This is a genomic window from Pararhizobium capsulatum DSM 1112 (assembly GCF_030814475.1).
Lineage (GTDB): Bacteria > Pseudomonadota > Alphaproteobacteria > Rhizobiales > Rhizobiaceae > Pararhizobium > Pararhizobium capsulatum.
The window spans coordinates 3,607,415-3,631,376 of record NZ_JAUSVF010000001.1; the positions used below are offsets into that span (position 1 = coordinate 3,607,415).

Annotated in this window: 19 protein-coding genes and 1 pseudogene; 13 read left to right on the forward strand and 7 right to left on the reverse strand. The window is 60.0% G+C overall.

The window, feature by feature from the left end; genetic code table 11:
• Nucleotides 1-5 precede the first annotated feature (5 nt).
• The 4 genes from QO002_RS17445 to QO002_RS17460 form a co-directional block, all read right to left on the reverse strand.
• On the reverse strand, nt 6-830 hold the full coding sequence (locus QO002_RS17445; RefSeq protein WP_307231939.1) for a carbohydrate ABC transporter permease: 825 nt from the start codon (nt 828-830) through the stop codon (nt 6-8).
• A gap of 12 nt (nt 831-842) precedes the next feature.
• A complete protein-coding gene (locus QO002_RS17450; protein ID WP_307231941.1) occupies nt 843-1,715 on the reverse strand; it encodes a carbohydrate ABC transporter permease in 873 nt (290 codons plus the stop codon).
• Nucleotides 1,716-1,907: 192 nt separating this feature from the next.
• Entirely contained in the window at nt 1,908-3,218 is a 1,311-nt protein-coding gene (locus tag QO002_RS17455) for an ABC transporter substrate-binding protein (RefSeq protein ID WP_307231943.1), read from the reverse strand.
• A 154-nt stretch (nt 3,219-3,372) separates the two neighbouring features.
• Complete coding sequence (locus tag QO002_RS17460) at nt 3,373-4,326, reverse strand: sugar-binding transcriptional regulator (RefSeq protein WP_307231945.1); 954 nt, start codon at nt 4,324-4,326, stop codon at nt 3,373-3,375.
• 203 nt (nt 4,327-4,529) lie between these two features.
• Between QO002_RS17460 and QO002_RS17465 the strand changes: the two genes are divergently transcribed.
• The 3 genes from QO002_RS17465 to QO002_RS17475 all read left to right on the forward strand — a co-directional run bounded on the left by QO002_RS17465 (nt 4,530) and on the right by QO002_RS17475 (nt 9,089).
• Nucleotides 4,530-5,891, forward strand: a complete 1,362-nt coding sequence (locus QO002_RS17465) for an NAD(P)-dependent oxidoreductase (RefSeq protein ID WP_307231947.1) — start codon at nt 4,530-4,532, stop codon at nt 5,889-5,891.
• Nucleotides 5,892-5,906: 15 nt separating this feature from the next.
• Entirely contained in the window at nt 5,907-7,220 is a 1,314-nt protein-coding gene (gene preA / locus QO002_RS17470; RefSeq protein WP_307231949.1) for an NAD-dependent dihydropyrimidine dehydrogenase subunit PreA, read from the forward strand.
• A gap of 183 nt (nt 7,221-7,403) precedes the next feature.
• Nucleotides 7,404-9,089: an adenylate/guanylate cyclase domain-containing protein gene (locus QO002_RS17475; RefSeq protein WP_307231951.1), complete on the forward strand. Its 1,686-nt coding sequence runs from the start codon at nt 7,404-7,406 to the stop codon at nt 9,087-9,089.
• Between the two features lie 9 nt (nt 9,090-9,098).
• Here QO002_RS17475 and QO002_RS17480 read toward each other — a convergent pair whose 3' ends face one another.
• Entirely contained in the window at nt 9,099-9,755 is a 657-nt protein-coding gene (locus QO002_RS17480) for a TetR family transcriptional regulator C-terminal domain-containing protein (RefSeq protein ID WP_307231953.1), read from the reverse strand.
• A gap of 280 nt (nt 9,756-10,035) precedes the next feature.
• On the opposite strand from QO002_RS17480, the gene QO002_RS17485 reads away from it, so the two are divergent.
• The 3 genes and pseudogenes from QO002_RS17485 to hydA all read left to right on the forward strand — a co-directional run bounded on the left by QO002_RS17485 (nt 10,036) and on the right by hydA (nt 13,395).
• A complete protein-coding gene (locus tag QO002_RS17485; protein WP_307231954.1) occupies nt 10,036-11,289 on the forward strand; it encodes a Zn-dependent hydrolase in 1,254 nt (417 codons plus the stop codon).
• Nucleotides 11,289-11,944: pseudogene (locus QO002_RS30910) on the forward strand (endonuclease domain-containing protein). The gene QO002_RS17485 and the pseudogene QO002_RS30910 overlap by 1 nt, the downstream one beginning before the upstream one ends.
• Nucleotides 11,941-13,395, forward strand: a complete 1,455-nt coding sequence (gene hydA, locus QO002_RS17495) for a dihydropyrimidinase (RefSeq protein WP_307231956.1) — start codon at nt 11,941-11,943, stop codon at nt 13,393-13,395. Before QO002_RS30910 ends, hydA begins: the two are co-directional and overlap by 4 nt.
• A gap of 198 nt (nt 13,396-13,593) precedes the next feature.
• Here the strand turns inward: hydA and QO002_RS17500 are convergent, their stop codons facing one another.
• The gene (locus QO002_RS17500) at nt 13,594-14,037 is read right to left on the reverse strand and encodes a cupin domain-containing protein (RefSeq protein WP_307231958.1); all 444 of its coding nucleotides are present in this window, start codon (nt 14,035-14,037) and stop codon (nt 13,594-13,596) included.
• A 119-nt stretch (nt 14,038-14,156) separates the two neighbouring features.
• Here QO002_RS17500 and QO002_RS17505 point away from each other — a divergent pair, with 119 nt between their 5' ends.
• The 7 genes from QO002_RS17505 (at nt 14,157) to QO002_RS17535 (ending at nt 23,127) form a co-directional block, all read left to right on the forward strand.
• Nucleotides 14,157-14,948 carry an ABC transporter ATP-binding protein gene (locus QO002_RS17505; protein WP_307233485.1) on the forward strand — a complete coding sequence of 264 codons (792 nt, stop codon included), beginning with the start codon at nt 14,157-14,159 and terminating at the stop codon, nt 14,946-14,948.
• Between the two features lie 204 nt (nt 14,949-15,152).
• Nucleotides 15,153-15,491, forward strand: coding sequence for a hypothetical protein (locus QO002_RS17510; protein ID WP_307231960.1), 339 nt, complete (start codon nt 15,153-15,155; stop codon nt 15,489-15,491).
• Nucleotides 15,488-16,360, forward strand: a complete 873-nt coding sequence (locus tag QO002_RS17515; protein WP_307231962.1) for an ABC transporter permease — start codon at nt 15,488-15,490, stop codon at nt 16,358-16,360. The genes QO002_RS17510 and QO002_RS17515 overlap by 4 nt, the downstream gene beginning before the upstream one ends.
• Complete coding sequence (locus tag QO002_RS17520) at nt 16,357-17,229, forward strand: ABC transporter permease (protein WP_307231964.1); 873 nt, start codon at nt 16,357-16,359, stop codon at nt 17,227-17,229. The genes QO002_RS17515 and QO002_RS17520 overlap by 4 nt, the downstream gene beginning before the upstream one ends.
• A gap of 44 nt (nt 17,230-17,273) precedes the next feature.
• Entirely contained in the window at nt 17,274-18,266 is a 993-nt protein-coding gene (locus tag QO002_RS17525; protein ID WP_307231966.1) for an ABC transporter substrate-binding protein, read from the forward strand.
• A 354-nt stretch (nt 18,267-18,620) separates the two neighbouring features.
• The gene (locus QO002_RS17530; RefSeq protein WP_307231968.1) at nt 18,621-19,808 is read left to right on the forward strand and encodes an efflux RND transporter periplasmic adaptor subunit; all 1,188 of its coding nucleotides are present in this window, start codon (nt 18,621-18,623) and stop codon (nt 19,806-19,808) included.
• A 13-nt stretch (nt 19,809-19,821) separates the two neighbouring features.
• Nucleotides 19,822-23,127, forward strand: a complete 3,306-nt coding sequence (locus QO002_RS17535; protein ID WP_307231970.1) for an efflux RND transporter permease subunit — start codon at nt 19,822-19,824, stop codon at nt 23,125-23,127.
• A gap of 71 nt (nt 23,128-23,198) precedes the next feature.
• Here the strand turns inward: QO002_RS17535 and ureG are convergent, their stop codons facing one another.
• Complete coding sequence (gene ureG, locus QO002_RS17540; protein ID WP_307231971.1) at nt 23,199-23,810, reverse strand: urease accessory protein UreG; 612 nt, start codon at nt 23,808-23,810, stop codon at nt 23,199-23,201.
• Nucleotides 23,811-23,962 lie beyond the last annotated feature (152 nt).

Here is a 23,962-nt window from a genome sequence, read left to right on the forward strand (position 1 = left end):
GTTGCTCACTTCACGGCGCCGAAGGTCAGGCCGCGCACGAGCTGTTTTTGTGAAAACCATCCCATGATCAGGATGGGTGCGATGGCGAGCGTGGACGCCGCCGAGAGCTTGGCCCAGAACAGGCCTTGCGGACTTGAGAAGGACGCGATGAAGGCCGTGAGCGGCGCCGCGTTGGTCGTGGTCAGGCGGATGGTCCAGAACGCTTCGTTCCATGCCAGGATGATGTTGAGCAGCATGGTGGATGCGATGCCCGGCACTGCCATCGGCGTCAGCACGTAGACGATCTCGTTCCAGAGCGAGGCACCGTCCATGCGCGCAGCTTCCAGGATCTCGCCCGGAATTTCGCGGAAGTAGGTGTAGAGCATCCACACGACGATCGGCAGGTTGATCATGGTCAGCATCGCCGTCAGGCCGATCCGGCTGTCGAGCAGGCCAAAGTCGCGGAACAGCAGATAGATCGGCACGAGAACGGCAACCGCCGGCATCATCTTGGTGGAGAGCATCCACATCAGGATGTCCTTGGTCTTGTTGGTCGGCGAAAACGCCATCGACCACGCGGCAGGGACGGCGATCAACAGCGCGATCAGCGTCGAGCCAAGCGACAACACCACCGAGTTCAGGAAGAACTTGAAGTAGTTGCTCTGTGCCTGCACGGCCGCATAGCTTTCGATCGTGCCGGAGGGAACGAGGTTGAAGCCTTGAATTGCCTCGGTTTCGGATTTGAATGACGTGATGATCGTATAAAGGATCGGGAAGAAGATCACGAGCGCGATGATCCAGGCGACGATCGTGAAGAAAACGGTTCTTCTGGTCGAAACTGCACGGGCCATGGTCTGCCTCCCTTACTTGTCGAGGTTCTTGCCAACGGCGCGCATCAGGAAGAAGGCGACGATGTTGGCGAGGATGACTGCGATGATGCCGCCGGCCGAAGCGCCGCCGACGTCGTAACCGAGAAGAGCGGTGCGGTAGATCAGGAACGGCAGGTTCGTCGATGCGTATCCCGGACCGCCATTGGTGGTGACGAGGATTTCGGCATAAACGCCGAGAAGGAAGATCGTCTGGATGAGAATAACGACCGTGATCGAACGGGCGAGATGCGGCACCGTCAGGTAGATGAAGCGATTGACGAAACCGGCCCCATCCATTTCGGCCGCTTCCTTCTGCTCGCCATCAAGCGATTGCAGCGCAGTCAGCAGAATGAGTGTCGCAAAGGGCAGCCACTGCCAGGCGACGATGATGATGATCGAAAACAGCGGATACTGCCCGAACCAGTCGACCGGCTGCAGCCCGAAGAAACGGGCGATATCGGCAAACACGCCGTATTGCGGGTGCATGATCATGTTCTTCCAGACCAGCGCCGCGACCGGCGGCATGACGAAGAACGGCGAGATCACGAGGATGCGGACAAGCCCCTGCCCCCACATTGGCTGATCGAGCAGCAGCGCAATGGCGACGCCGCCGATCACCGTGATGAAGAGCACGCCGACAACGATAACCAACGTGTTCCAGATGGACTGGAAAAAGGCCGGATCCGAGTAGAAGAACTGGTAATTGAACAGGCCGGCGAAGCTGACATTGCCGGGATTGAGCAGATTGTAGTTCTGGAATGAAAACCACAGCGTCATCGCCAGCGGCACGATCATCCAGATCAGGAGAAGCCCGACCGACGGGGCCATCATCCAGCGTGCCAGCGCACGCGTATTCTGCGTAGCCATTGAAACAACCCTCCCACTGATCCCGGTCCAAGATGCCCGCCCCGACGGGAAGACAGTCGCCGGATTTCTTGTTCTGGTTAGAAAAAACCCTGGCGTCAGCCGCTTCTCATGATGAAACCTCATCAACGATTGACGCCAGGTTCAGTTGACGACCCGAATGGTAGTCCGGGCCGCCCGTCCTTGGGAAGGAACCTACTTGATGTAACCGCCGCGCGTCATTTCGCGGGTAGCGGCCGTCTGTGCCTGTGCAAGCGCATCGTCAACACTCATTTGACCGGCAAGAGCCGCCGAGAAGAGCTGACCGACAGTCGTGCCGAGACCCTGGAATTCCGGGATGGCAACGAACTGAACACCAACGTAAGGCACCGGCTTTACGGATGGGTTCTTCGGGTCGGCTGCATTGATGCTATCGAGCGTCATCTTGGCGAACGGAGCCGCCTTCTGATACTCCGGGTTGTTGTAGAGCGAGGTGCGCGTGCCCGGAGGCACGTTGGCCCAGCCTTCCTTTTCAGCGACCAAGTCGAGATAGTGCTTCGACGTTGCCCAGGAAACGAACTTCTCTGCCGCTTCTGCCTTCTGGGTGCCTGCCGGGATGGCAAGGTTCCATGCCCACAGCCAGTTGCCGCGCTTGCCGAGGCCCGTGTCAGGCGCCAGTGCGAAGCCGACCTTGTCGGCAACGGTCGAGTCTTTCGGGTTGGTCACGAAGGATGCCGCAACGGTGGCATCGATCCACATGCCGCACTTGCCCTGCTGGAAGAGCGCCAGGTTTTCGTTGAAGCCGTTGGACGAAGCGCCCTGCGGGCCGGCATCGTTCATGAGCTTCACATACATGTCGAGCGTCGCCTTCCACTCCGGCTGATCGAACTGGGGTTTCCAGTTTTCGTCGAACCAGCGTGCGCCGAAAGCGTTGGACGTGGCGGTCAGGAACGCCATGTTCTCGCCCCAGCCGGCCTTGCCGCGAAGGCAGATGCCGTTGATGTCGGCACTACGGTCCGTCATCTTGCGGGCTGCTTCGTTGATGAACTCCCAGGTCGGGGCGTCGGGCATCTTGAGCCCTGCCTTTTCCATCAAGTCCTTGCGGTACATGACCATCGAGCTTTCGCCGTAGAACGGAGCTGCGTACAGCTTGCCGTCTGCGGTAAGGCCCGAACGGATAGCGGGAAGCAAATCGTCGACGTCATAATCAGCGCCGAGATTGTCGAGCGGCAGGAGCCAGCCCTGCTTGGCCCAGATCGGAACTTCATAGGTACCGATCGTCAGGACGTCGTACTGGCCGCCCTTGGTGGCGATGTCGGTGGTGACGCGTTCACGAAGAACGTTTTCCTCAAGCGTCACCCACTCGAGCTTAATATCCGGGTTCGCCTTGGTAAAGTCTTCCGTCAGGCCCTGCATGCGGACCATGTCGCCGTTGTTCACCGTCGCAATGGTGAGGGTCTCAGCCTGGGCCAGACCTGCAAAGACGACTGCCGAGCAGGCGCTCAGCAACAAAGTTTTCAATTTCATATTCTTCCTCCCAGAAGAGTTATGAGCATTTGCCTCGCTCACGGGCAATTACTCACAAACAGACAAAGCTTGTCAATCACCTTTCGTTGCTGCAATGCCGAAGGCTGCGGATAAGCATATGATTTAAAATGAAAATATTATTTTGAGCAAAAGCTCATTGCTTGAGCAAAAACGATGCAGTCGATTCGTCAGTGATCAGGCCGTTGATAATCCGACCCTTTAGCGCCGCGGCAAGGGCGGCCTGCTTGCGCTTGCCTTTGGCCATGCCGATTACGGCAGCGGTTTCACGCGACGGCAAGGGCACGCTGGCGACCCGCTCGTTGATGCTCCCCTTCAGCAGGTTACCGTCATGATCGAACATCCAGCCGCAGATCTCGCCCGCGGCCCCTTCAGCCATCAGCTTCAGCATCTCGTCGCGCGCCAGGAACCCGTCTTCGCAGAGTGGTGCATTCTCGCCGAGTTCACCGACGCCGACGAAGGCGACATTAGCTTCCGCACCGAGTTGCAACGCGGATTTCACGAGGATCTGATTGTGCAGCAACTCGCGTTCTTCGGGCGACGACACGAGAACCGGCAGCGGCATTGGAAAATGCCGCGCCTTCACGGCATCGGCCATCGAGAAAATGACGTTGTAATAGGCGGCAGAACCGTCGAGCCCGATATTGCCCGTCAACGATACGATACGATGCTGGGGGCAATCCATTGCCGGCAGCTGGTCGATCGCCGCCTTCAGCGTACGGCCCGTTCCGATGGCGACGATCAGCGGTTCCGTCGATTTCAGCCAGCGCTCGATCTCGGCGGCGCCGGCTTCCGCAATCCCGACCGTCGTAGACGACGAACCTGGATCACTCGGCACGACATCCACATGGCGCAGATCATATTTCTCACGCAGCCTCTGGCCAAGCTCAAGACAGGCGGCGATCGGATGATCGAGCCGCACCTTGATCAGACGTTCCGCCATGGCGAGCGACACCAGCCGCTGCGCGGACTGGCGCGAAATACCCATCGTTGCGGCAATCTCGTCCTGCGTCCGGCCGGCCACATAGTAGAGCCAGCCTGCCCGCGCGGCGTCGTCCAGCTTGCTGTTTGCTTCCGCTCTGCGCGCCATGTTTATCTCCTCCCTCAGGTGCTGCCATTTTTTAGGTCGACCTGTCAAACGAACGATATAAACAGATGCCTTCGCGCCCGCCGCAAACCCTTGCAGTGCAGCATTTTCAAGCACTTCCTGTTCAAAATTTTTACCGTTTGATAAAAAAAAATTCCGTGTTACCGTTTCATCATCCTGAGGCATTGACATTTGGGAGCAATAAAATGGGAACGACTGAAAACGGCATTGTCAGCGGGCGTCTCAGCCCTGCCGAATACTCCAGTAATTTCGCGGATCTGCATCCGCCACTCGACGATCATGAAGCGCTGGTCGCCTCCGACCGCTGCTACTTCTGCTACGACGCGCCCTGCATGACGGCCTGTCCCACCTCCATCGATATCCCGCTGTTCATACGGCAGATATCGACAGGCAATCCGATCGGCTCAGCCAACACCATCTTCGACCAGAATATCATGGGCGGCATGTGCGCTCGCGTCTGTCCCACCGAAACGCTCTGCGAACAGGCCTGCGTGCGCAACACCGCAGAACACCGCCCGGTCGAGATCGGCCGGCTGCAGCGCTACGCCACCGACATCGCCATGCGCGAGAATCGTCAATTCTATCAGCGCGCGGAACCAAGCGGAAAATCGGTCGCCGTCGTCGGCGCCGGCCCGGCCGGCCTCGCCTGCGCTCACCGCCTCGCCGTGAAGGGCCACGATGTCGTGCTCTACGACGCCCGTGAAAAGGCTGGCGGCCTCAACGAGTATGGCATCGCCACCTACAAATCGACCGATGACTTCGCCCAGAAGGAAGTCGATTACGTGCTGTCGATCGGCGGCATCGACTGTCGAAACGGCCAGATGCTGGGCCGCGACTTCAACATCTCCGACCTGCTCGAGAGACACGACGCCGTGTTCCTTGGTCTCGGCCTCTCCGGCGTCAATGCGTTACGCACCGAAGGCGAAAACCTTGCAGGTGTCGATGACGCCGTGGATTTCATCGCCGGTCTGCGCCAGTCGGAAACCAAGGCCGATATTCCCGTCGGCCGCCGCGTCGTCGTCATCGGCGGCGGCATGACCGCGATTGATGCGGCCGTACAGGCAAAGCTGCTCGGCGCCGAGGAGGTGACGATCTGTTATCGTCGCGGCAAGGAGCAGATGAACGCTTCCGAGTTCGAGCAGGATCTTGCCGCATCCAAGGGCGTCTCGATCCGCCACTGGCTGCAGCCGAAGCGCATCCTCGCCCGTGACGGCAAGGTCGCAGGCATCGAGCTCGACTACACGACCGTCGCCGATGGTCGGCTCACCACGACAGGCGAAACCGGCGCCGTTATCGCCGACCAGATCCTGAAGGCGATTGGCCAGACCTTCGAAGCTGATGGATTTGGTACAGTCGCCCTGCAATCCGGCCGGATCATTGTCGATGAGGAAGGCCGCACATCGATGAACGGCGTCTGGGCCGGCGGCGACTGCGTTGTCGGTGGCGAGGACCTGACCGTCTCGGCCGTCGCCAACGGCCGCGATGCCGCCGAATCGATCAACAGAGCATTGATGGCTGCAACGCAGCCCGTCACTGCCGTTGCCTGAAGGGAGGAATGAGTTATGGCTGATCTGCGCAACAACTTCGTCGGCATCAAATCGCCCAACCCCTTCTGGCTGGCCTCCGCGCCTCCGACCGACAAGGCCTATAATGTCGAGCGCGCCTTCAAGGCAGGCTGGGGCGGCGTGGTCTGGAAGACGCTGGGCGAGGAAGGCCCGCCTGTCGTCAACGTCAACGGCCCGCGCTACGGCGCGATCTGGGGCGCCGACCGCCGGCTGCTTGGCCTGAACAATATCGAGCTCATCACCGACCGCGACCTCTACACCAACCTGCGCGAAATGAAGCAGGTGAAGATGAACTGGCCGGATCGCGCGCTTATCGCCTCGATCATGGTGCCCTGCGAGGAAAATGCCTGGAAATCGATCCTGCCGTTGGTCGAGGAGACCGGCGCCGATGGCATCGAGCTCAATTTCGGCTGTCCGCACGGCATGTCGGAACGTGGCATGGGTGCTGCGGTCGGACAGGTGCCTGAGTATATCGAGATGGTGGTGCGCTGGTGCAAGCAATACACCCGCATGCCGGTCATCACCAAGCTGACGCCGAACATCACCGACATTCGCAAGCCCGCGCGCGCGGCAAAATCCGGCGGCACCGATGCCGTGTCGCTGATCAACACGATCAATTCGATCACCTCGGTCAATCTCGACACGTTTTCGCCGGAGCCGTCGATCGACGGCAAGGGCAGCCATGGCGGCTATTGTGGCCCGGCGGTAAAACCGATCGCGCTCAACATGGTGGCCGAGATCGCCCGCGATCCCGAAACCTACGGCCTGCCGATCTCCGGCATCGGCGGCATCACCACATGGCGCGATGCTGCCGAATTCCTCGTTCTGGGGGCCGGCAACGTCCAGGTCTGCACGGCTGCGATGACCTACGGCTTCAAGATCGTTCAGGAAATGATCACGGGCTTGTCCAGCTGGATGGATGCCAAGGGCCATCGCACTCTCGACGACATCTGCGGCCGCGCAGTCCCCAATGTCTCCGACTGGCAGTATCTCAACCTCAACTATATCGCCAAGGCCCATATCGACCAGGATGCCTGCATCAAATGCGGCCGCTGTCACATCGCTTGCGAGGACACCTCGCATCAGGCGATCACCCAGTACGTCGATGGCGTCAGGCATTTCGAGGTGATGGAAGACGAATGCGTCGGCTGCAATCTCTGCGTCAACGTCTGTCCCGTTCAGGACTGCATCACCATGGTCGGGCTTGAACCGGGAACGCTCGATGAGCGCACCGGCAAAGTTGTCGATCCGAACTACGCCAACTGGACGACGCATCCGAACAACCCGATGGCCCGGCAGGCTGCGGAATAGCGCGTTTCCCTCTTCTCGGCCGGGGAGAAGAGGGAGCCAGCACCGAAATCCACCTCGCTCCACACGCAATCATCACGAAAACGAGACAATCCGTCCATAAAACAGGCATTGTCGCTGACAACGAACTCGTCAATAAGGGGATTAAGCAGAAACGCACACAACGCGGCGGCTACGGAAACTCTCTTGAGATTGAAACTGGACATTTCCCGCAAAAGGCTGCACCTGATTACCGGTCTTGGCCTCGGGCTGTTTCTTCTCACCCATTTCCTCAACCATGCGCTCGGATTGATCTCCGTAGACGCCATGGAAAAGGGTCGCGAGATCTTCAATCTGCTCTGGCGCAACTGGATCGGCACCACGCTCCTCTACGGATCGCTTTTCACGCATTTCGTTCTGGCACTCGATAGTATTTATCGCCGCCAGACTCTGCGCATGCCACCGCGTGAGGCATTGAAGATCATCTTCGGTCTCGCGCTACCGTTCATGCTCGTGCCCCACGTGGTAGGAACCCGCGTCGAATGGATGCTCTCCGGCTACGCCGCCAGCTACTACGAGGTGCTGCCTAATCTCTGGTCACGCCCTTCGGATGCCGTTCGCCAATCCGTCGCGCTTGTCTTTGCCTGGTCGCATGGCTGCCTCGGCTTCTGGTTCTGGATGCGCGGACGAGCCTGGTATCCCCGCTATCAGCTGCTTCTCTATACGGCAGCGCTTCTCGTCCCGGTGCTGGCGTTGTTGGGCTTCTGGGTCGGCGCCCGGTCGCTCGAAGGCGTGACCGCTTCCAATACCTGGTTCAAGCCCGAACGTACGGATTTCGCCCTTCTCAGCGATATCCGCTTCTGGATCTATATGGCGCTCCTCGGCTCTGTTGCCGGCACGCTGCTCCTGCGAGCGCTACCCGTGAACGGCAAAATCCGCGTCGCCTATCCGGACGGCCGCAGCATCTCGGTTGCTCGTGGTTTCACGCTGCTTGAGGCAAGCCGCGCCGCCGGGATTCCACACATCTCGATCTGCGGCGGACGCGGACGTTGCTCAACCTGTCGTGTCCGCATCATCGAGGGCATGGAGGGGTTGCCTGCACCGGGCGACGCCGAGCGCAACACGCTGAGCCGCATCAAGGCACCGGACAATGTGCGCCTTGCCTGCCAGCTGCGCCCGAACCACAATGTTTCCATCGCCCCCGTTCTCGGCGCGGAAAATGTCGGCGTTTCGACGGCCCCGAACCCCGAAGAATCGGCTGGACGCGAGCGCCGCATCGCCGTTCTCTTCTGCGACCTGCGCGACTTCACCCGATTGTCGCAGCAGCAGCTTCCCTTCGATACGGTCTTCCTGCTCAACCGCTATTTCGAAATGATCGGGGAAGCTGTGGAGGGCGCCGGTGGCGTCGTGGACAAATTCATCGGCGATGGCGCGCTGGCGATTTTCGGCCTCAGCACCGGCATCGAAACAGCCTGCCAGCAGGCCTTGAACGCCACCACCCGCATTGCCCGAAGTGTTGAAATTCTCAATCGCAACTTCATGAGCGAGCTGGACCAACCCTTGCGCGTCGCCATGGGCATGCATGCCGGGCCTGCAATTATTGGCCACATCGGCTATGGCCGCGCCTCGTCGCTGACCGCCGTGGGCGACACGATCAATGCCGCAAGCCGACTGGAAGGTTTCGCCAAGGAATATGATGCCCAGCTTGCCGTTTCCGCCGATCTGATCCGTTACGCCGGATTGCCTCTCGCAGGACACGAGAGTTACAACATTGCCATTCGCGGCCGCGCCGGAACGCTGGAAACACTGATCATCTACAAGGCCGAAGAGTTTGAGCCGCTGCTTGCGGAGAAAGCTGCAGGCCCGGCGGTGCCTCTGCCCGGCCGCCAATAGGCCTGCCTTTCAGGCAGACGGAGGCTCTCCTTTTACAGCCAGACCATCGATGAACAGCCGCTCCAGAAAGCGGGCCGCATCCTCGAATCGACCTTCACCCGAGCGCTCCTGCCCCAGCACGGAACGAACCTGCACATCGAAATCCGCATAATGCTGGGTTGTCGACCAGATTGCGAAGATCAGGTGATAGGGATCGCATTTGGCGATCTTGCCCGCCCGCGTCCAGGAGCGGATGACCTCAACCTTCTCGTCCACCAGCTCCTTCAGGGGACCTTTCAGCTCATCAAGGATGTGCGGCGCGCCCTGCAGCACTTCATTGGCAAACAGCCGGCTTTCGCGTGGAAAGTCGCGCGCCATTTCCAGCTTGCGGCGGATATAGCTGCGGATTTCTGAGACAGGATTGCCCTCGGCATCGAATTCCCGAAGCGGATCGAGCCAGCTGTCGAGCACCCGGTCTATCAGCGCCCGGTGCATCGCCTCCTTGGTACGGAAATAATAGAGCAGGTTCGGTTTCGACATGCCCGCCACATCGGCGATCTGGTCGATGGTGCTGCCGCGAAAGCCATGGGTAGCAAAAACCTCGAGTGCCGCCTCGAGAATGAGCTCTTCCTTCTCCTCCTGGATGCGGGTTCGCCTTTGTGTCCTGGCAGCCCTCGGAAGTACCATTTTGTCTCCTGCTTCGCCGCAATCCGAGACCTACGGGGATGGTCGATTGCCTGAAATTATGCCCGCTAATTTTTTGGGCAACAATGCCGATTTTATATTTTCCGTCTTGAGTGCGGCAACGGAAGTTGTAATGTTTACCAACCGGTCAAATTATCAGCCAGTTCAAACATAAACGCAACGACTGATCGAAGGGCAACGATAAAAACAGCCCCGATTTGACCCCGACGGGAACTGCCGGGAGCGCAACGCGCCACCGTGAAAACTGATGAGGAGTTGAGCCATGGTAGCTGCACCGGGCGAGAACATGCGCGTCAATGCCGACCGCCTGTGGGATAGCCTTATGGACATGGCGAAGATCGGCCCCGGCATCGCCGGCGGCAACAATCGCCAGACCCTGACGGACGAAGACGGCGAAGGCCGCCACCTGTTCCAGAGATGGTGCGAAGACGCCGGCATGACCATGGGCGTCGACAGGATGGGCACGATGTTTGCCACCCGCCCCGGCACCGATCCCGATGCCCTGCCCGTCTATGTCGGCAGCCATCTCGACACCCAACCGACCGGCGGCAAATATGACGGCGTTCTCGGTGTGCTCGGCGCGCTGGAAGTCGTGCGCACCATGAATGACCTCGGCATCAAGACCAAACATCCGATCGTCGTCACCAACTGGGCGAATGAAGAGGGCGCGCGCTTCGCCCCTGCCATGCTCGCCTCCGGCGTCTTTGCCGGTATTCATGCACTCGATTACGCCTATGGCCGCAAGGATCCCGAGGGCAAGACCTATGGCGACGAACTGAAGCGCATCGGCTGGATGGGTGACGAAGAAGTCGGCGCCCGCAAGATGCATGCCTATTTCGAATACCACATCGAACAAGGCCCGATCCTCGAAGCAGAGGACAAGCAGATCGGTGTGGTCACCCACTGTCAGGGCCTGTGGTGGCTGGAATTCACGCTGACTGGCCGCGAAGCCCACACGGGCTCGACGCCGATGAACCTGCGCGTCAATGCCGGCCTTGCCATGTCGCGGATTATCGAGATGGTGCAGGATGTCGCCATGGGCGAGCAGCCGGGCGCCGTTGGCGGCGTCGGCCAGGTGTTCTTTTCGCCCAACTCCCGCAACGTGCTGCCGGGCAAGGTGGTCTTCACAGTCGATATCCGCTCGCCGGACAAGGCCAAGCTCGACCGCATGCGGGCAAAGATCGAGGCCGAGGCGCCGAAGATAACGGATGCTTTGGGTGTCGGCTGTTCGATCGAGGCGATCGGCCATTTCGCGCCCGTGACCTTCGATCCGACACTGGTGACCGCGGTGCGCACCGCCGCCGAAAAGCTCGGCTACAGCCATATGAACCTCATCTCCGGCGCCGGCCACGACGCCTGCTGGGCCGCCAAGGTCGCGCCTGCTACCATGGTCATGTGCCCCTGCGTCGGCGGCTTGAGCCACAACGAGGCAGAGGACATCTCCAAGGAATGGGCGGCGGCTGGATGTGACGTGCTGTTCCATGCGGTGGTGGAGACGGCGGGGATTGTCGAATAATGACGTTTCGCGCACGCAGATCCCCCTCATCCGGCCCGTTGGGCCACCTTCTCCCCGCTGGGGAGAAGAGGGAGTTTGCCGTGCGGGCGTACGAAAAAACCATCTCTACACCTGCGGAAGCAGTTGGAGCTTCTGAAGGTGCCGCGATCTCCCTCTTCTCCCCAGCGGGGAGAAGGTGGCCCAACGGGCCGGATGAGGGGGTCTTCCACCCATGAATGCTGCCAGAGATAACGATCTGACCAAGCGGCGCCCTGGCGCCACTCTCAAAGCCCGTACGCTCCGAAGAAACGAGACAGAAGCGGAATACCGTCTTTGGGGCGATCTCAGAAATCGACTGCTGAACGGCTACAAATTTTCTCGACAGGTTCCGCTTGGCCCTTACGTTGCGGATTTCCTTTGCCGTGAGCAGCGGCTTGTTGTCGAGATCGACGGATCGCAACATGCCGATTCCGTCTCCGACGTCATTCGAACCCAATGGTTAAACGCGAACGGCTATGCCGTTCTCCGCTTCTGGAACGAGGAAGCGCTGCGTGAACGCCGCCCCGTTCTCGAAACCATACTAGCCGTCCTGTCCGGCGACATCTCCGAGCGTTGCGAGACCATCCGCTTCTGGCCGGCGGACGCTATTCAAGAACTACAAGGGAGCAGACAATGACTACAGTCATCAAGAACGGCACCATCGTCACCGCCGACCTGACCTATAAGGCGGACGTCAAGATCGAGGCTGGCCGGATCATCGAGATCGGGCCGAACCTTTCCGGCGACGAGACGCTGGATGCGAGCGGCTGTTATGTCATGCCCGGCGGCATCGATCCGCATGTGCATCTCGAAATGCCGTTCATGGGCACCTATTCCTCCGATGATTTCGAAAGCGGTACCCGCGCCGCCCTCGCCGGTGGTACGACCATGGTGGTCGATTTCTGTCTGCCCGATCCCGGCCAGTCCCTGCTCGATGCGCTGAAGCGCTGGGACAACAAATCGACCCGCGCCAATTGCGACTATTCTTTCCATATGTCGGTGACGTGGTGGGGCGAGCAGGTCTTCAACGACATGAAGACCATCGTGCAGGAAAAGGGCATCAACACCTTCAAGCACTTCATGGCCTATAAGGGCGCGCTGATGGTGAACGACGACGAGATGTTCGCCTCGTTCTCGCGCTGCGCCGAGCTTGGCGCGCTCCCCCTCGTCCATGCCGAAAACGGCGATGTCGTCGCCGCCATGCAGCAGAAGCTGATGGATGAAGGCAATAATGGCCCGGAAGGCCATGCCTATTCGCGGCCCGCCTCCGTCGAGGGCGAGGCAACCAACCGCGCCATCATCATCGCCGATATGGCCCGCGTGCCGCTCTACGTGGTCCACACCTCATGCGAACAGGCCCACGAAGCCATCCGCCGCGCCCGCCAGAACGGCATGCGCGTCTATGGCGAGCCGCTGATCCAGCACCTGACGCTGGATGAGAGCGAATATTTCAACAAGGACTGGGATCACTCCGCCCGCCGCGTGATGTCGCCACCCTTCCGCAACAAGCAGCATCAGGACAGCCTCTGGGCCGGGCTCTCTTCCGGCTCGCTGCAGGTGGTCGCGACCGACCACTGCGCCTTTACCACCGACCAGAAACGCACAGGCGCCGGCGATTTCCGCAAGATCCCCAACGGCACCGGCGGGCTCGAAGACCGCATGCCGATGCTCTGGACCTATGGCGTCGCAACGGGCCGCATAACCATGAACGAGTTCGTGGCCGTCACCTCCACCAACATCGCCAAGATCCTCAACGTCTATCCGCGGAAGGGCGCGATCCTCGTCGGGGCCGATGCAGATATCGTCGTCTGGGACCCGAAACGCTCGAAGACCATTACCGCCAAGAACCAGCAATCGGCGATCGACTACAATGTCTTTGAAGGCAAGGAAGTGACTGGCTTGCCGCGCTACACGTTGACGCGCGGCGTGGTCGCGATCGAGGAAGGCACGGTCAAGACGCAGGAAGGCCACGGCAAGTTCGTGTCCCGCGAACCCTTCACTGCCGTCAACAAGGCGCTTTCCACCTGGAAGGAACTGACCGCGCCGCGCAAGGTTGAGCGCACCGGCATCCCGGCGAGCGGGGTTTAAAAATCGCGGATGCCCAATATGCCGCGCCTTACCCCCCTCTGTCCCTTCGGGACATCTCCCCCTCAAGGGGGGAGATCGTTCTTTTCCCAATTTGCGTATGCAGCGAGAGGGTTCGATGTGCTCCCCATCTCCCCCCTTGAGGGGGAGATGGGGAGCAGTGACAGAGTGGGGTGCGGCCCCACGCTTGAATGCCAGCGGTCAGAATTTGATCAGCGACTCCAACTCCGGCAGCAGCACAACGCTTTCCTGCTCGTTCGGGTCTGTCCGGGCGATCACCGCGCTGCAGGGCGCATCCGACAGGTTTGCCGGCAGATGCGGCACGCCGGCCGGAATGTAGAACATCTCACCGGCCTTGACGATGACGTGATGCTCCAGCCGGTCGCCATACCAGGTGTGCGCCTCGCCCGAGAGCATGTAGATCGCCGTTTCATGACTTTCGTGCATATGGGCCTTGGCGCGACCGCCCGGCGGGATCGTCAGGAGATGCATGCAGATGCCCTTGGCCCCGACGGCTTCCGCCGAAATGCCCTCGAAATAACTGAACCCCTGCTTGCCGTCATAGATACTCCCTGGACGAACCAGATGGCACGTCGGCTTTTCATCGAGAATACGTTCAGCCAAAACACTCTCAGATTGCGACATCGATCATCCTCCAGGCCCTCTGCGCCAGCATACCGTAAATGGACAATATGACGTACGATATTTCGAAACAGGAAGCCCAAGGGTTCCATACAGGTTCAGGGCGGAGCAACCAGCAGATCATGACCCCCAATCTTGCATCCGTGGTGTCGGCGCGCGATCTCGGCCTGACGTTCGAGACCGGCGACGGCCCCGTCAACGCGCTGACCGGCGTCAATCTCGATGTGAAGAAGGGTGATTTCGTCTCTTTCATCGGTCCCTCCGGCTGCGGCAAGACGACCTTCCTGCGCGTGATCGCAGACCTTGAAAAGCCGACCTCCGGCTCTATCACCGTCAACGGCACGACGCCGGAAGACGCCCGCAAGAACCGCTCCTACGGTTATGTCTTCCAGGCGGCCGCGCTTTATCCCTGGCGCACGATCGAGAAGAACATTGCGTTGCCGCTGGAGATCATGGGCTATTCCAAGGCCGAGCAGCAACAGCGCATTGCCCGCACGCTCGAGCTTGTGAACCTCGCCGGCTTCGGCAAGAAATTCTCCTGGCAACTTTCCGGCGGCATGCAGCAGCGCGCCTCGATCGCCCGCGCCCTTGCCTTCGATGCCGATCTTCTCTTGATGGATGAGCCCTTCGGCGCGCTGGACGAGATCGTCCGCGACCATCTGAACGAACAGCTGCTGGAGCTCTGGGACCGAACCAACAAAACGATCTGCTTCGTCACCCATTCAATCCCCGAGGCGGTCTATCTCTCCACCAAGATCGTCGTCATGAGTCCGCGTCCCGGCCGCGTCACCGACATCATCGAATCCACCCTGCCCCGGGAGCGTCCGCTGGATATCCGCGAGACACCCGAGTTCCTGGAAATCGCCAGCCGCGTGCGCGATGGCCTGAGAGCGGGGCATAGCTATGATGAGTAGGAGCAGGGGAATATTGCCGCGGTCTCCCTCTTCTCCCCCGCGGGGAGAAGTGCCGAGCGTAAGCGAGGCGATGAGGGGGACTTGGCGGCGAGTTCGGAGCCAGCCCGCCCCCTCATCCGGCCCTTCGTGCCACCTTCTCCCCGTTGGGGAGAAGAGGGAGCGAGCCGCACATCCAGAAATCAACAATCCCCCGCAGGCCCGCCCATGAACCCCGCCTTCCTTCTCTGGCTTGCCGCGGCCATGGCCGTTTTCCTGAGCGCCGCCACCGCATCGCGATACTACGTGGCCAACAACAACATCCTGGTCCTTGTCTTTTCCCTCGGCCTCTACTGCGTCGGCAATCTGATGATGGTGAAGCTGATGCGCGAGGGCGGACTGGGGATGGCAATCTCTGCTTCGGCCATCGCCCAGTTGCTGCTGATCAATATCATCGCCTTCGCTATCTTCGGCGAGCGGTTGACGACAACGCAGATGGCCGGCGTCGCCCTCGGCTTCGTCGCCATGGGGCTAATGCTGTTTCCAACGGGCGGTTCCGCGTCATGACCCTGCGCGAAAAATTCTTTCCCGTTCTTACCATCGTCCTGATCCTGATCGCCATCTGGTACGTCGCCGCCGTCTATCTCAACGCGCCCTTCGAGCGCGACACGGTCGCACGCGCTGGAACAACGATCACCTTCTCGGAAATCGTGCCGAAAACCATGTTCCAGGCACGACCAGTGCTGCCGGCACCGCATCAGGTCATAGCGGAAATCTGGGATACGACCTTCAACAAGCCGATCACCTCGAAACGCAGCCTCGTCTATCACGCCTGGATCACGCTTTCGGCGACCCTCGTCGGCTTCGGCATCGGCACCGTCCTCGGCATCCTGCTTGCCATCGGCATCGTCCACAACCGCGCCATGGATCGCTCGCTGATGCCATGGGTCATCGCCAGCCAGACGATCCCGATCCTTGCCATCGCGCCGATGATCATTGTCGTCCTCAATGCCATCGGCATTGCCGGCCTGCTACCGAAGGCGCTGATCTCGACCTATCTGAGCTTCTTCCCGATCGTCGTCGGCGTGGTGAAGGGCCTGCGCAGCCCCGAACAGATCCAGCTCGACCTGATGCACACCTATTACGCCTCCTCCGCCCAGACTTTCTGGAAGCTGCGCTGGCCGGCTTCTATGCCCTATCTCTTCACTTCGCTGAAGGTGGCGATCGCTATCTCGCTGGTCGGCGCCATCGTCGGAGAACTGCCGACGGGCGCGGTCGCCGGTCTCGGCGCCCGTCTGCTTGCGGGCTCCTATTATGGCCAGACCGTGCAGATCTGGTCGGCGCTGTTCATGGCGGCGGCATTGGCCGCTGTGCTGGTCATCATCGTCGGCATCGCCCACACCGCCGTCCTCAAGCGCATGGGAGTGAAACCATGACCTCCGGTTTCCTCTACGGCGCCATCGCCTTCTGGCTCACCGCCTGGGCCATCAACGAATGGCTGGTGCGCGTCAAGACCAAGGATCGCACGGCCCAGCAAGCCATCCGCATCGCCGTGCCGTTGCTGTTCGGGATCAGCATCCTCGTGCTCTGGGAAGGCATTGTGCGCGGCTTCAATGTCCCCTCGGTCCTCCTGCCCCCGCCCTCGATGATCTGGACGCGGCTGATCAATTCGCTGCCGACGCTCTGGGCCGATTTCCGTCAGACGTTCCTCAAATCCGTCATCACCGGCTATGTGATGGGCTGCGGTCTGGGCTTCCTCGTCGCCATCGCCATCGATCGTTCGCCCTTCCTGCAGAAGGGGCTGCTGCCGCTCGGCAATTTCGTCTCGGCGCTGCCGGTGGTTGGTGTCGCCCCCATCATGGTCATGTGGTTCGGTTTCGACTGGCAGTCGAAGGTCGCCGTCGTCGTGATGATGACGTTCTTCCCGATGCTGGTGAACACCATCTCCGGCCTTGCCGCCGCAAGCCAGATGGAAAAGGACCTGATGCACACCTATGCCGCAAGCTGGTTCCAGACGCTCGTTAAATTGCGTCTTCCCGCGGCTTGGCCATTCATATTCAATGCACTGAAAATCAATTCCACGCTCGCCCTCATCGGCGCCATCGTGGCGGAATTCTTCGGGACACCCATCGTCGGCATGGGCTTCCGGATTTCCACCGAAGTGGGCCGCATGAATGTCGACATGGTTTGGGCCGAAATCGCGGTTGCCGCGGTGGCTGGCTCGGCCTTTTACGGGATCGTCGCGCTCGTCGAACGCGCCGTCACGTTCTGGCATCCGTCTGTCCGTGGTGGGCAGACGTCATAAAAGGGCCTGCCCACAAGGGCGGGCATCATAAGAGGGAACTGAAAATGAAGACAAAACTGGCATCCCTGCTGCTCGCAGGTGCATTTTCGCTTTCTGCCTTCCAGGCCATGGCGGCAGACAAGGTCACGCTTCAGCTGAAGTGGGTGACCCAGGCCCAGTTCGCCGGCTATTACGTCGCCAAGGACAAGGGCTTCTATGAAGCAGAAGGCCTTGACGTCGAAATCAAGCCGGGCGGCCCGGATATCGCCCCGCCGCAGGTCATCGCCGGCGGTGGTGCCGACGTCGTCGTCGACTGGATGCCGTCAGCGCTCGCGACCCGCGAAAAGGGCGTTCCCCTCGTCAACATTGCCCAGCCCTTCAAGTCCTCCGGCATGATGCTGACCTGCCTGAAGGAATCCGGCGTCGCCTCGCCGGCTGACTTCAAGGGCAAGACGCTGGGCGTCTGGTTCTTCGGCAACGAGTATCCGTTCCTGTCGTGGATGAGCCAGCTTGGCCTGAAGACCGATGGCGGCCCGGATGGCGTGACTGTCCTGAAGCAAGGCTTCAACGTCGACCCGCTGATCCAGAAGCAGGCGGCCTGCATCTCGACCATGACCTACAACGAATATGGTCAGGTGCTCGATGCTGGCATCAAGCCGGAAGACCTTGTCGTCTTCAAGTATCAGGATCAGGGTGTCGCAACGCTGGAAGACGGCCTCTACGTTCTCGAAGACAAGCTCAAGGAGCCTGCCTTCAAGGAAAAGATGGTCAAGTTCGTGCGCGCGTCGATGAAGGGCTGGAAATACGCCGAAGCCAACCCGGACGAAGCCGCAGGCATCGTTCTCGAAAACGACTCCACCGGCGCCCAGACGGAAGAACATCAGAAGTTCATGATGAGCGAAGTCGCCAAGCTGACGGCCGGCTCGAACGGCGCGTTGGATGAGGCCGACTACAAGCGCACGGTCGATTCACTGCTGAAGGGCGGCTCCGATCCGGTCATCACCAAGGAGCCGGAAGGCGCCTTCACCCACGAGATCACTGACGCTGCCCTGAAATAGGCATCTGACGGAATTTCATGCAGGAAACGCGCGGGAACGTCCCGCGCGTTTCTCATTTGCAACATATAAAAACACTTTTTTCAGATCGATGTGGTTCAAGACAAAAATTGCCTCGAAGAAGTCCTACAGATAGAATAATGAGGCACCATTCTTTTTTTATTGTGATCTTGCATCGCCAAAAGGGCCTTACTAAATAGAACCCTGAGGCATTTTGAGGAGAGCGCGGGGGAAATTTTCTCGAGTTGGATCGAGGCGATATTTCTTCCCCTTCCAGCGGCTGACAGCGATGTATCCTTCCCGGATGAAGGAGCGTTCTGGCAACCGATTTATCCGGAATTCGAGGAAAGTTAGCCGATGGCCCGCAACACGATGTTTGGTGTCCTTACCACGCTGCTTCTGGCGCTCCACGCGAGCACCGCACTGGCGCAGGAACCAGCTCCTGCAAAAACCGAACAGGCCCTGCCCTCCATTATTGTCTCGGAAGTCAAGACCAAGCCGATCGTCGATCGGGTTGTTGCGACCGGCGCCGTCAAGGCGGTCGAGGAAACCTATGTGTCGCCGCTCGTCGATGGGCTCTCCATCCGCACGCTGAACGCCGATGTCGGCGATCGCGTCGAGGCCGAAAGCACGCTTGCGACACTGAACCCGGACATGCTGGAGCTGCAGAAGAGCCAGTATGCCGCAAATCTTGCCAAGGCGAATGCCGGCCTTGCCCAATATCAGGCGCAGCTTGTCGAAGCGCAGGCCAATGCCGACGAAGCCGTTCGCGTCAGCGAACGATCGCAAAAGCTTTCCGAGGCCGGCTCGATGTCGACCGCCCAGCGGGATAAGGAAAAGGCTGCGGCAACGGCAGCGCTCGCCCGGGTCAACTCCGCCGAGCAACTCGTCTCCGTGGCCAAGGCCGATATCAAGGTCGTCGAGGCACAGATTTCGGATATCGACCTGCGGCTGGCCCGAACGGATGTGAAAACGCCCGTTACCGGCGTCATTTCGGCGAGGACTGCAAAAGTCGGCGCCATCGCCAATGGTAGCGGCGAGCCCCTGTTCACGATCATTCGCGACGGCGCAATCGAGATGAAGGCCGATATCATCGAGACGGACCTGCCGAAGCTTGAAATCGGTCAGAAGGCAAAAATTACGCTGGCGGACGGCAAAACGCAGATCGACGGTAAAATTCGCCTGATTTCACCGGTAGTCGATACCCAGACCCGCCTCGGCAGCGTCTACATCACGCTGCTAGATGCTGATAAGGCGCGGGTCGGCATGTATGCGAGAGCCCAGATCATCGTGACCGAGAAGGAAGCGCTTGTCCTTCCGCTCTCAGCGGTGACGAAGACCAAAGACGGCATGGTTACCCGCAAGGTTGACGGCGACGTCGCCCATGTCGCGAAGATCGAAACCGGCATTGAGGACGACGGATATATCGAGATCCGCAGCGGCCTTAGCCAGGGAGACAAGGTGATCACCAAGGCAGGCGCCTTTGTGCGCGACGGTGATCGCATTAAACCGGTGCTGTCCGGCGCCGAAACCGTATCGAACTGACGAGGTCTAAGCGATGAACTTCTCCGCCTGGGCAATCCGAAATCCGATCGCACCGATCCTCGGTTTCGCGCTTCTCTTGTTCCTTGGAATTCAATCGTTTTTCGCGTTGCCGATCACGAAGTTCCCGAACATCGATGTTCCCGTCGTTGCGATCACTGTTACCCAGAACGGTGCCTCACCGTCTGAACTGGAAATGCAGGTGACAAAGCAGGTCGAAGACGCGGTTGCCTCGATCGCAGGTGTCGATGAAATCCAATCGACAGTAACCGATGGAAAGTCGGTGACATCGGTCGTCTTCCGCATCGAAAAGCCGACCGAGGAGGCCGTGCAGGACACCAAGGACGCGATCGATCGCATCCGCAGCGACCTGCCAGCCGATGTTGAAGAACCCGTGGTCACCAAGATCGATGTCGAGGGACAGGCGATCCAGACCTTCTCCGTGACATCGCCGGACATGACGCTGGAAGAGCTGTCATGGTTCGTCGATGACACGATCAAGCGCGCCCTTCAGGGCCAGATCGGTGTCGGTCGCATCGACCGTTACGGCGGCTCCGATCGCGAGATTCGCGTCGAACTCGACCCCAACAAGCTCGATTCCTTCGGCATCACTGCGCCGGACGTGAACAACCAGCTGCGCAGCACCAACGTCGACCTCGGCTCCGGCCGCGGCCAGATCGGCGGCAACGAGCAGACGATCCGCACGCTCGGTGATGCCCGCAACGTCGCGCAACTTGCGAGCACCACCATTGCCCTGCCGAACGGCCGGTTCGTGAAGTTGTCCGATCTCGGCACCGTGACCGATACCTATGAGGAGCCGAAGTCCTTCTCGCGCTTCAATGGCGACGCGTCGGTTACCTTCGCGGTATTCCGATCGAAGGGCGCCAGCGAAGTGTCCGTCGCCGAAACCGTCGCCAAGAGCCTCGATGCGGTGCGTGCCGCGCATCCCGAGGTGAACATCGCGATGGTGGACGACGCCGTCTACTTCACCTACGGCAACTATGAATCCGCGTTGCACACGCTGACGGAAGGCTCGATCCTCGCCGTCCTCGTGGTGCTGCTGTTCCTGCGCAACTGGCGGGCAACCCTCATTGCCGCCGTCGCCCTTCCACTGTCTGCTATCCCGACCTTCTGGATCATGGACCTGATGGGCTTCTCGCTGAACCTCGTCAGCTTCCTCGCTTTGACGCTCGCGACAGGTATTCTTGTCGACGATGCGATCGTCGAGATCGAGAACATCGCGCGGCATATCAAGATGGGCAAGACGCCCTACCTTGCCTCGCTCGATGCCGCCGATGAAATCGGTCTTGCGGTTATCGCCACGAGCTTCACGATCATCGCCGTCTTCGTGCCGGTGTCGTTCATGCCGGGCATTGCCGGCCAATACTTCATCCAGTTCGGCCTGACGGTCGCCTTCTCCGTGTTCTTCTCGCTCATGGTGGCGCGTCTCATCACCCCGCTGATGGCCGCCTATCTGATGCGGCCGGAAGATGGCGTGGATGACCATCATGACAATGACGGCCGCCTGATGAAGGCCTATACAAGGCTGGTCAGCTTCACCACCTCGCGCTGGTACATGCGTTATGCGACGATGCTGGCCGCCTTCGGTTTCCTCGTCGGCTCACTCTACCTGATGGCGCAGGTTCCAGGCAGCTTCATGCCGCCAGACGATTCCTCGCGCGTCGTTCTCTCCGTCGAACTGCCACCAAACGCGACACTCGCCGAAACCGACACCACGACCACCCGTATCTATGATGCGATCCGCGATATCGATGGCGTCGATAGTGTCTTCATCCTGGGCGGCGCTTCGCCGAAGGGCGATCTTGAACTGCGCCGTGCGACCGTTCGCGTCATCCTTGGCAAGATCGATCACTCGCTGGTCAAGACCCTCGTGAACAAGGGCCTCGGTGGCCTTCCCATCATCGGCCAATATATGCCGAAGATGGAATTGGAGGGTCGCACCCGTCCGCAGTGGGATGTCGAAAAGGATATCTTCGCCAAGCTCAAGGACATTCCTGACGTTCGCATCACCAAGCTTAACGACCGGGGCGAGCGAGAACTGACGTTCAACTTCCTGTCTTCTAACGAACAGGACCTGAACGATGCGATCGGCGTGCTTGAAGCAAAGCTACGCGCCTCGCCGATTCTCTCGAATGTCAGCTCGGAAGGCGCCCTGCCGCGTCCCGAGCTGCAGATCTTCCCGCGCAAGGATGAGATCGCCCGCCTCGGCATCACGCCGCAGCAGATTTCGCAGACGATCCGCGTGGCGACCACCGGCGATGTCGATGCCGCACTCACCAAGATCTCGCTTGATGACCGGCAGATTCCGATCCGCGTGCAGACCTCGCTCGATGTCCGGCGCGATCTGCAGGCGCTCGGCGCGCTGAAGGTGAAGACGGCATCCGGTACCACGGTGCCTATCGATAGCGTGGTGGATCTCAACTACGCCGAAGGCCCGAGTTCGATCCTGCGTAATGCGAGAAACCGCGTTGCATCGATCGGTTCCGACGTGCCGCAGGGCACTGCACTCGATACCTCGACCGCCGAGTTCAAGCGGATCGTCAAGGAGACGAAGCTGCCGCCGACGGTAAGGCTCGCCGAAAGTGGTGACGCCAAGATCCAGAGCGAAATGATGCAGAGCTTCGGCAATGCCATGCTGCTCGGCCTGCTGATGGTTCTGGTCGTTCTCATCCTTCTCTTCAAGGATGTGATCCAGCCGTTCACCATCCTGCTGTCGCTGCCGCTTGCCATCGGTGGTGTTGCCGTTGCGCTGATCCTGACGCGCAATGCGTTTTCGATGCCGGTCATGATCGGGGTGCTGATGCTCATGGGCATCGTCACCAAGAACGCGATCCTGCTGGTCGATTTCGCCGTCGAGATGAAGCGCCATGGCATGGGCCGCGTTCAGGCCATGATCGAGGCAGGCCGCAAGCGCGCCCAGCCGATCATCATGACCTCGATCGCCATGTCGGCCGGCATGATCCCATCCGCGCTCGGCGTCGGTGAAGGCGGCTCGTTCCGCGCGCCGATGGCAATCGCCGTGATCGGCGGCATCATCGTCTCGACCGTGCTTTCGCTGCTTGTCGTGCCCTCGTTCTTCCTGATCATGGATGACCTGTCGCGACTGCTCGGCTGGCTCTTCGGCCGTCTCGTCGGCAAGAAGGACGACGAACCGGAAGTGTTGGAAAACGAAGCCCTCACCGGCATCGTCACCGATCAGGCGAAGACCATCACCGAGCTTCAGGAGCGTCTGGACAGGCTGGAAGGCCCCAAGCGCACCGGCAACGTCATCAGTCATCCGGCAGCACTGGCTGCGGAGTAAAGACCAGATCAAACGAAAAAGCCCGGCCGCATCACTGATACGGCCGGGCTTTTCTTTGTCTGTTTCAGGCTTCAAAGCCCGCCTTCGACCCGCAGGAATTCGACAATTCGATCGACACCATCGCCGCGCTTCATGTCGGAGAAGACAAACGGCTTCGACTGGCGCATGCGGTCGGCATCGTTTTCCATCACACCGAGATCAGCGCCAACATAGGGCGCAAGATCCTTCTTGTTAATGACGAGTAAGTCGGAACGGGTGATGCCCGGCCCGCCCTTACGCGGGATTTCCTCGCCCTGGCAGACGGAGATCACATAAATGGTGATATCGGCCAGATCAGGCGAGAAGGTCGCCGCGAGATTGTCGCCGCCGGACTCGATGAAAACCACGTCGAGATCGGGGATACGGCGGTTGAGGTCAGCGATGGCCTGCAGGTTGATCGTCGCGTCTTCACGAATAGCGGTGTGCGGACAGCCACCGGTCTCCACCCCCACAATACGATCCGAAGGCAACGCCTGCATGCGCACCAGCGCCTCCGCATCCTCACGGGTATAGATATCGTTGGTGACGACGGCGACCGAATACTGGTCACGCATCGCCTTGCAGAGCTTGTCGGTCAGCGCCGTTTTTCCCGAACCGACCGGGCCGCCGATGCCGACACGTAAGGGGCCGTTTGCAGATTTCATCTTTCGAACTCCAATAAAACAACAGCATAGTAAAACTGGTCACTGCATAATGCCTTAAACCGAAATCGGTTTAAGGAATAAATTATGCAGCAGTCATAAAGTGCTACAGCGCCGTGCGCCATATATGACGCACGGCGCTGTGGTGGCGGATA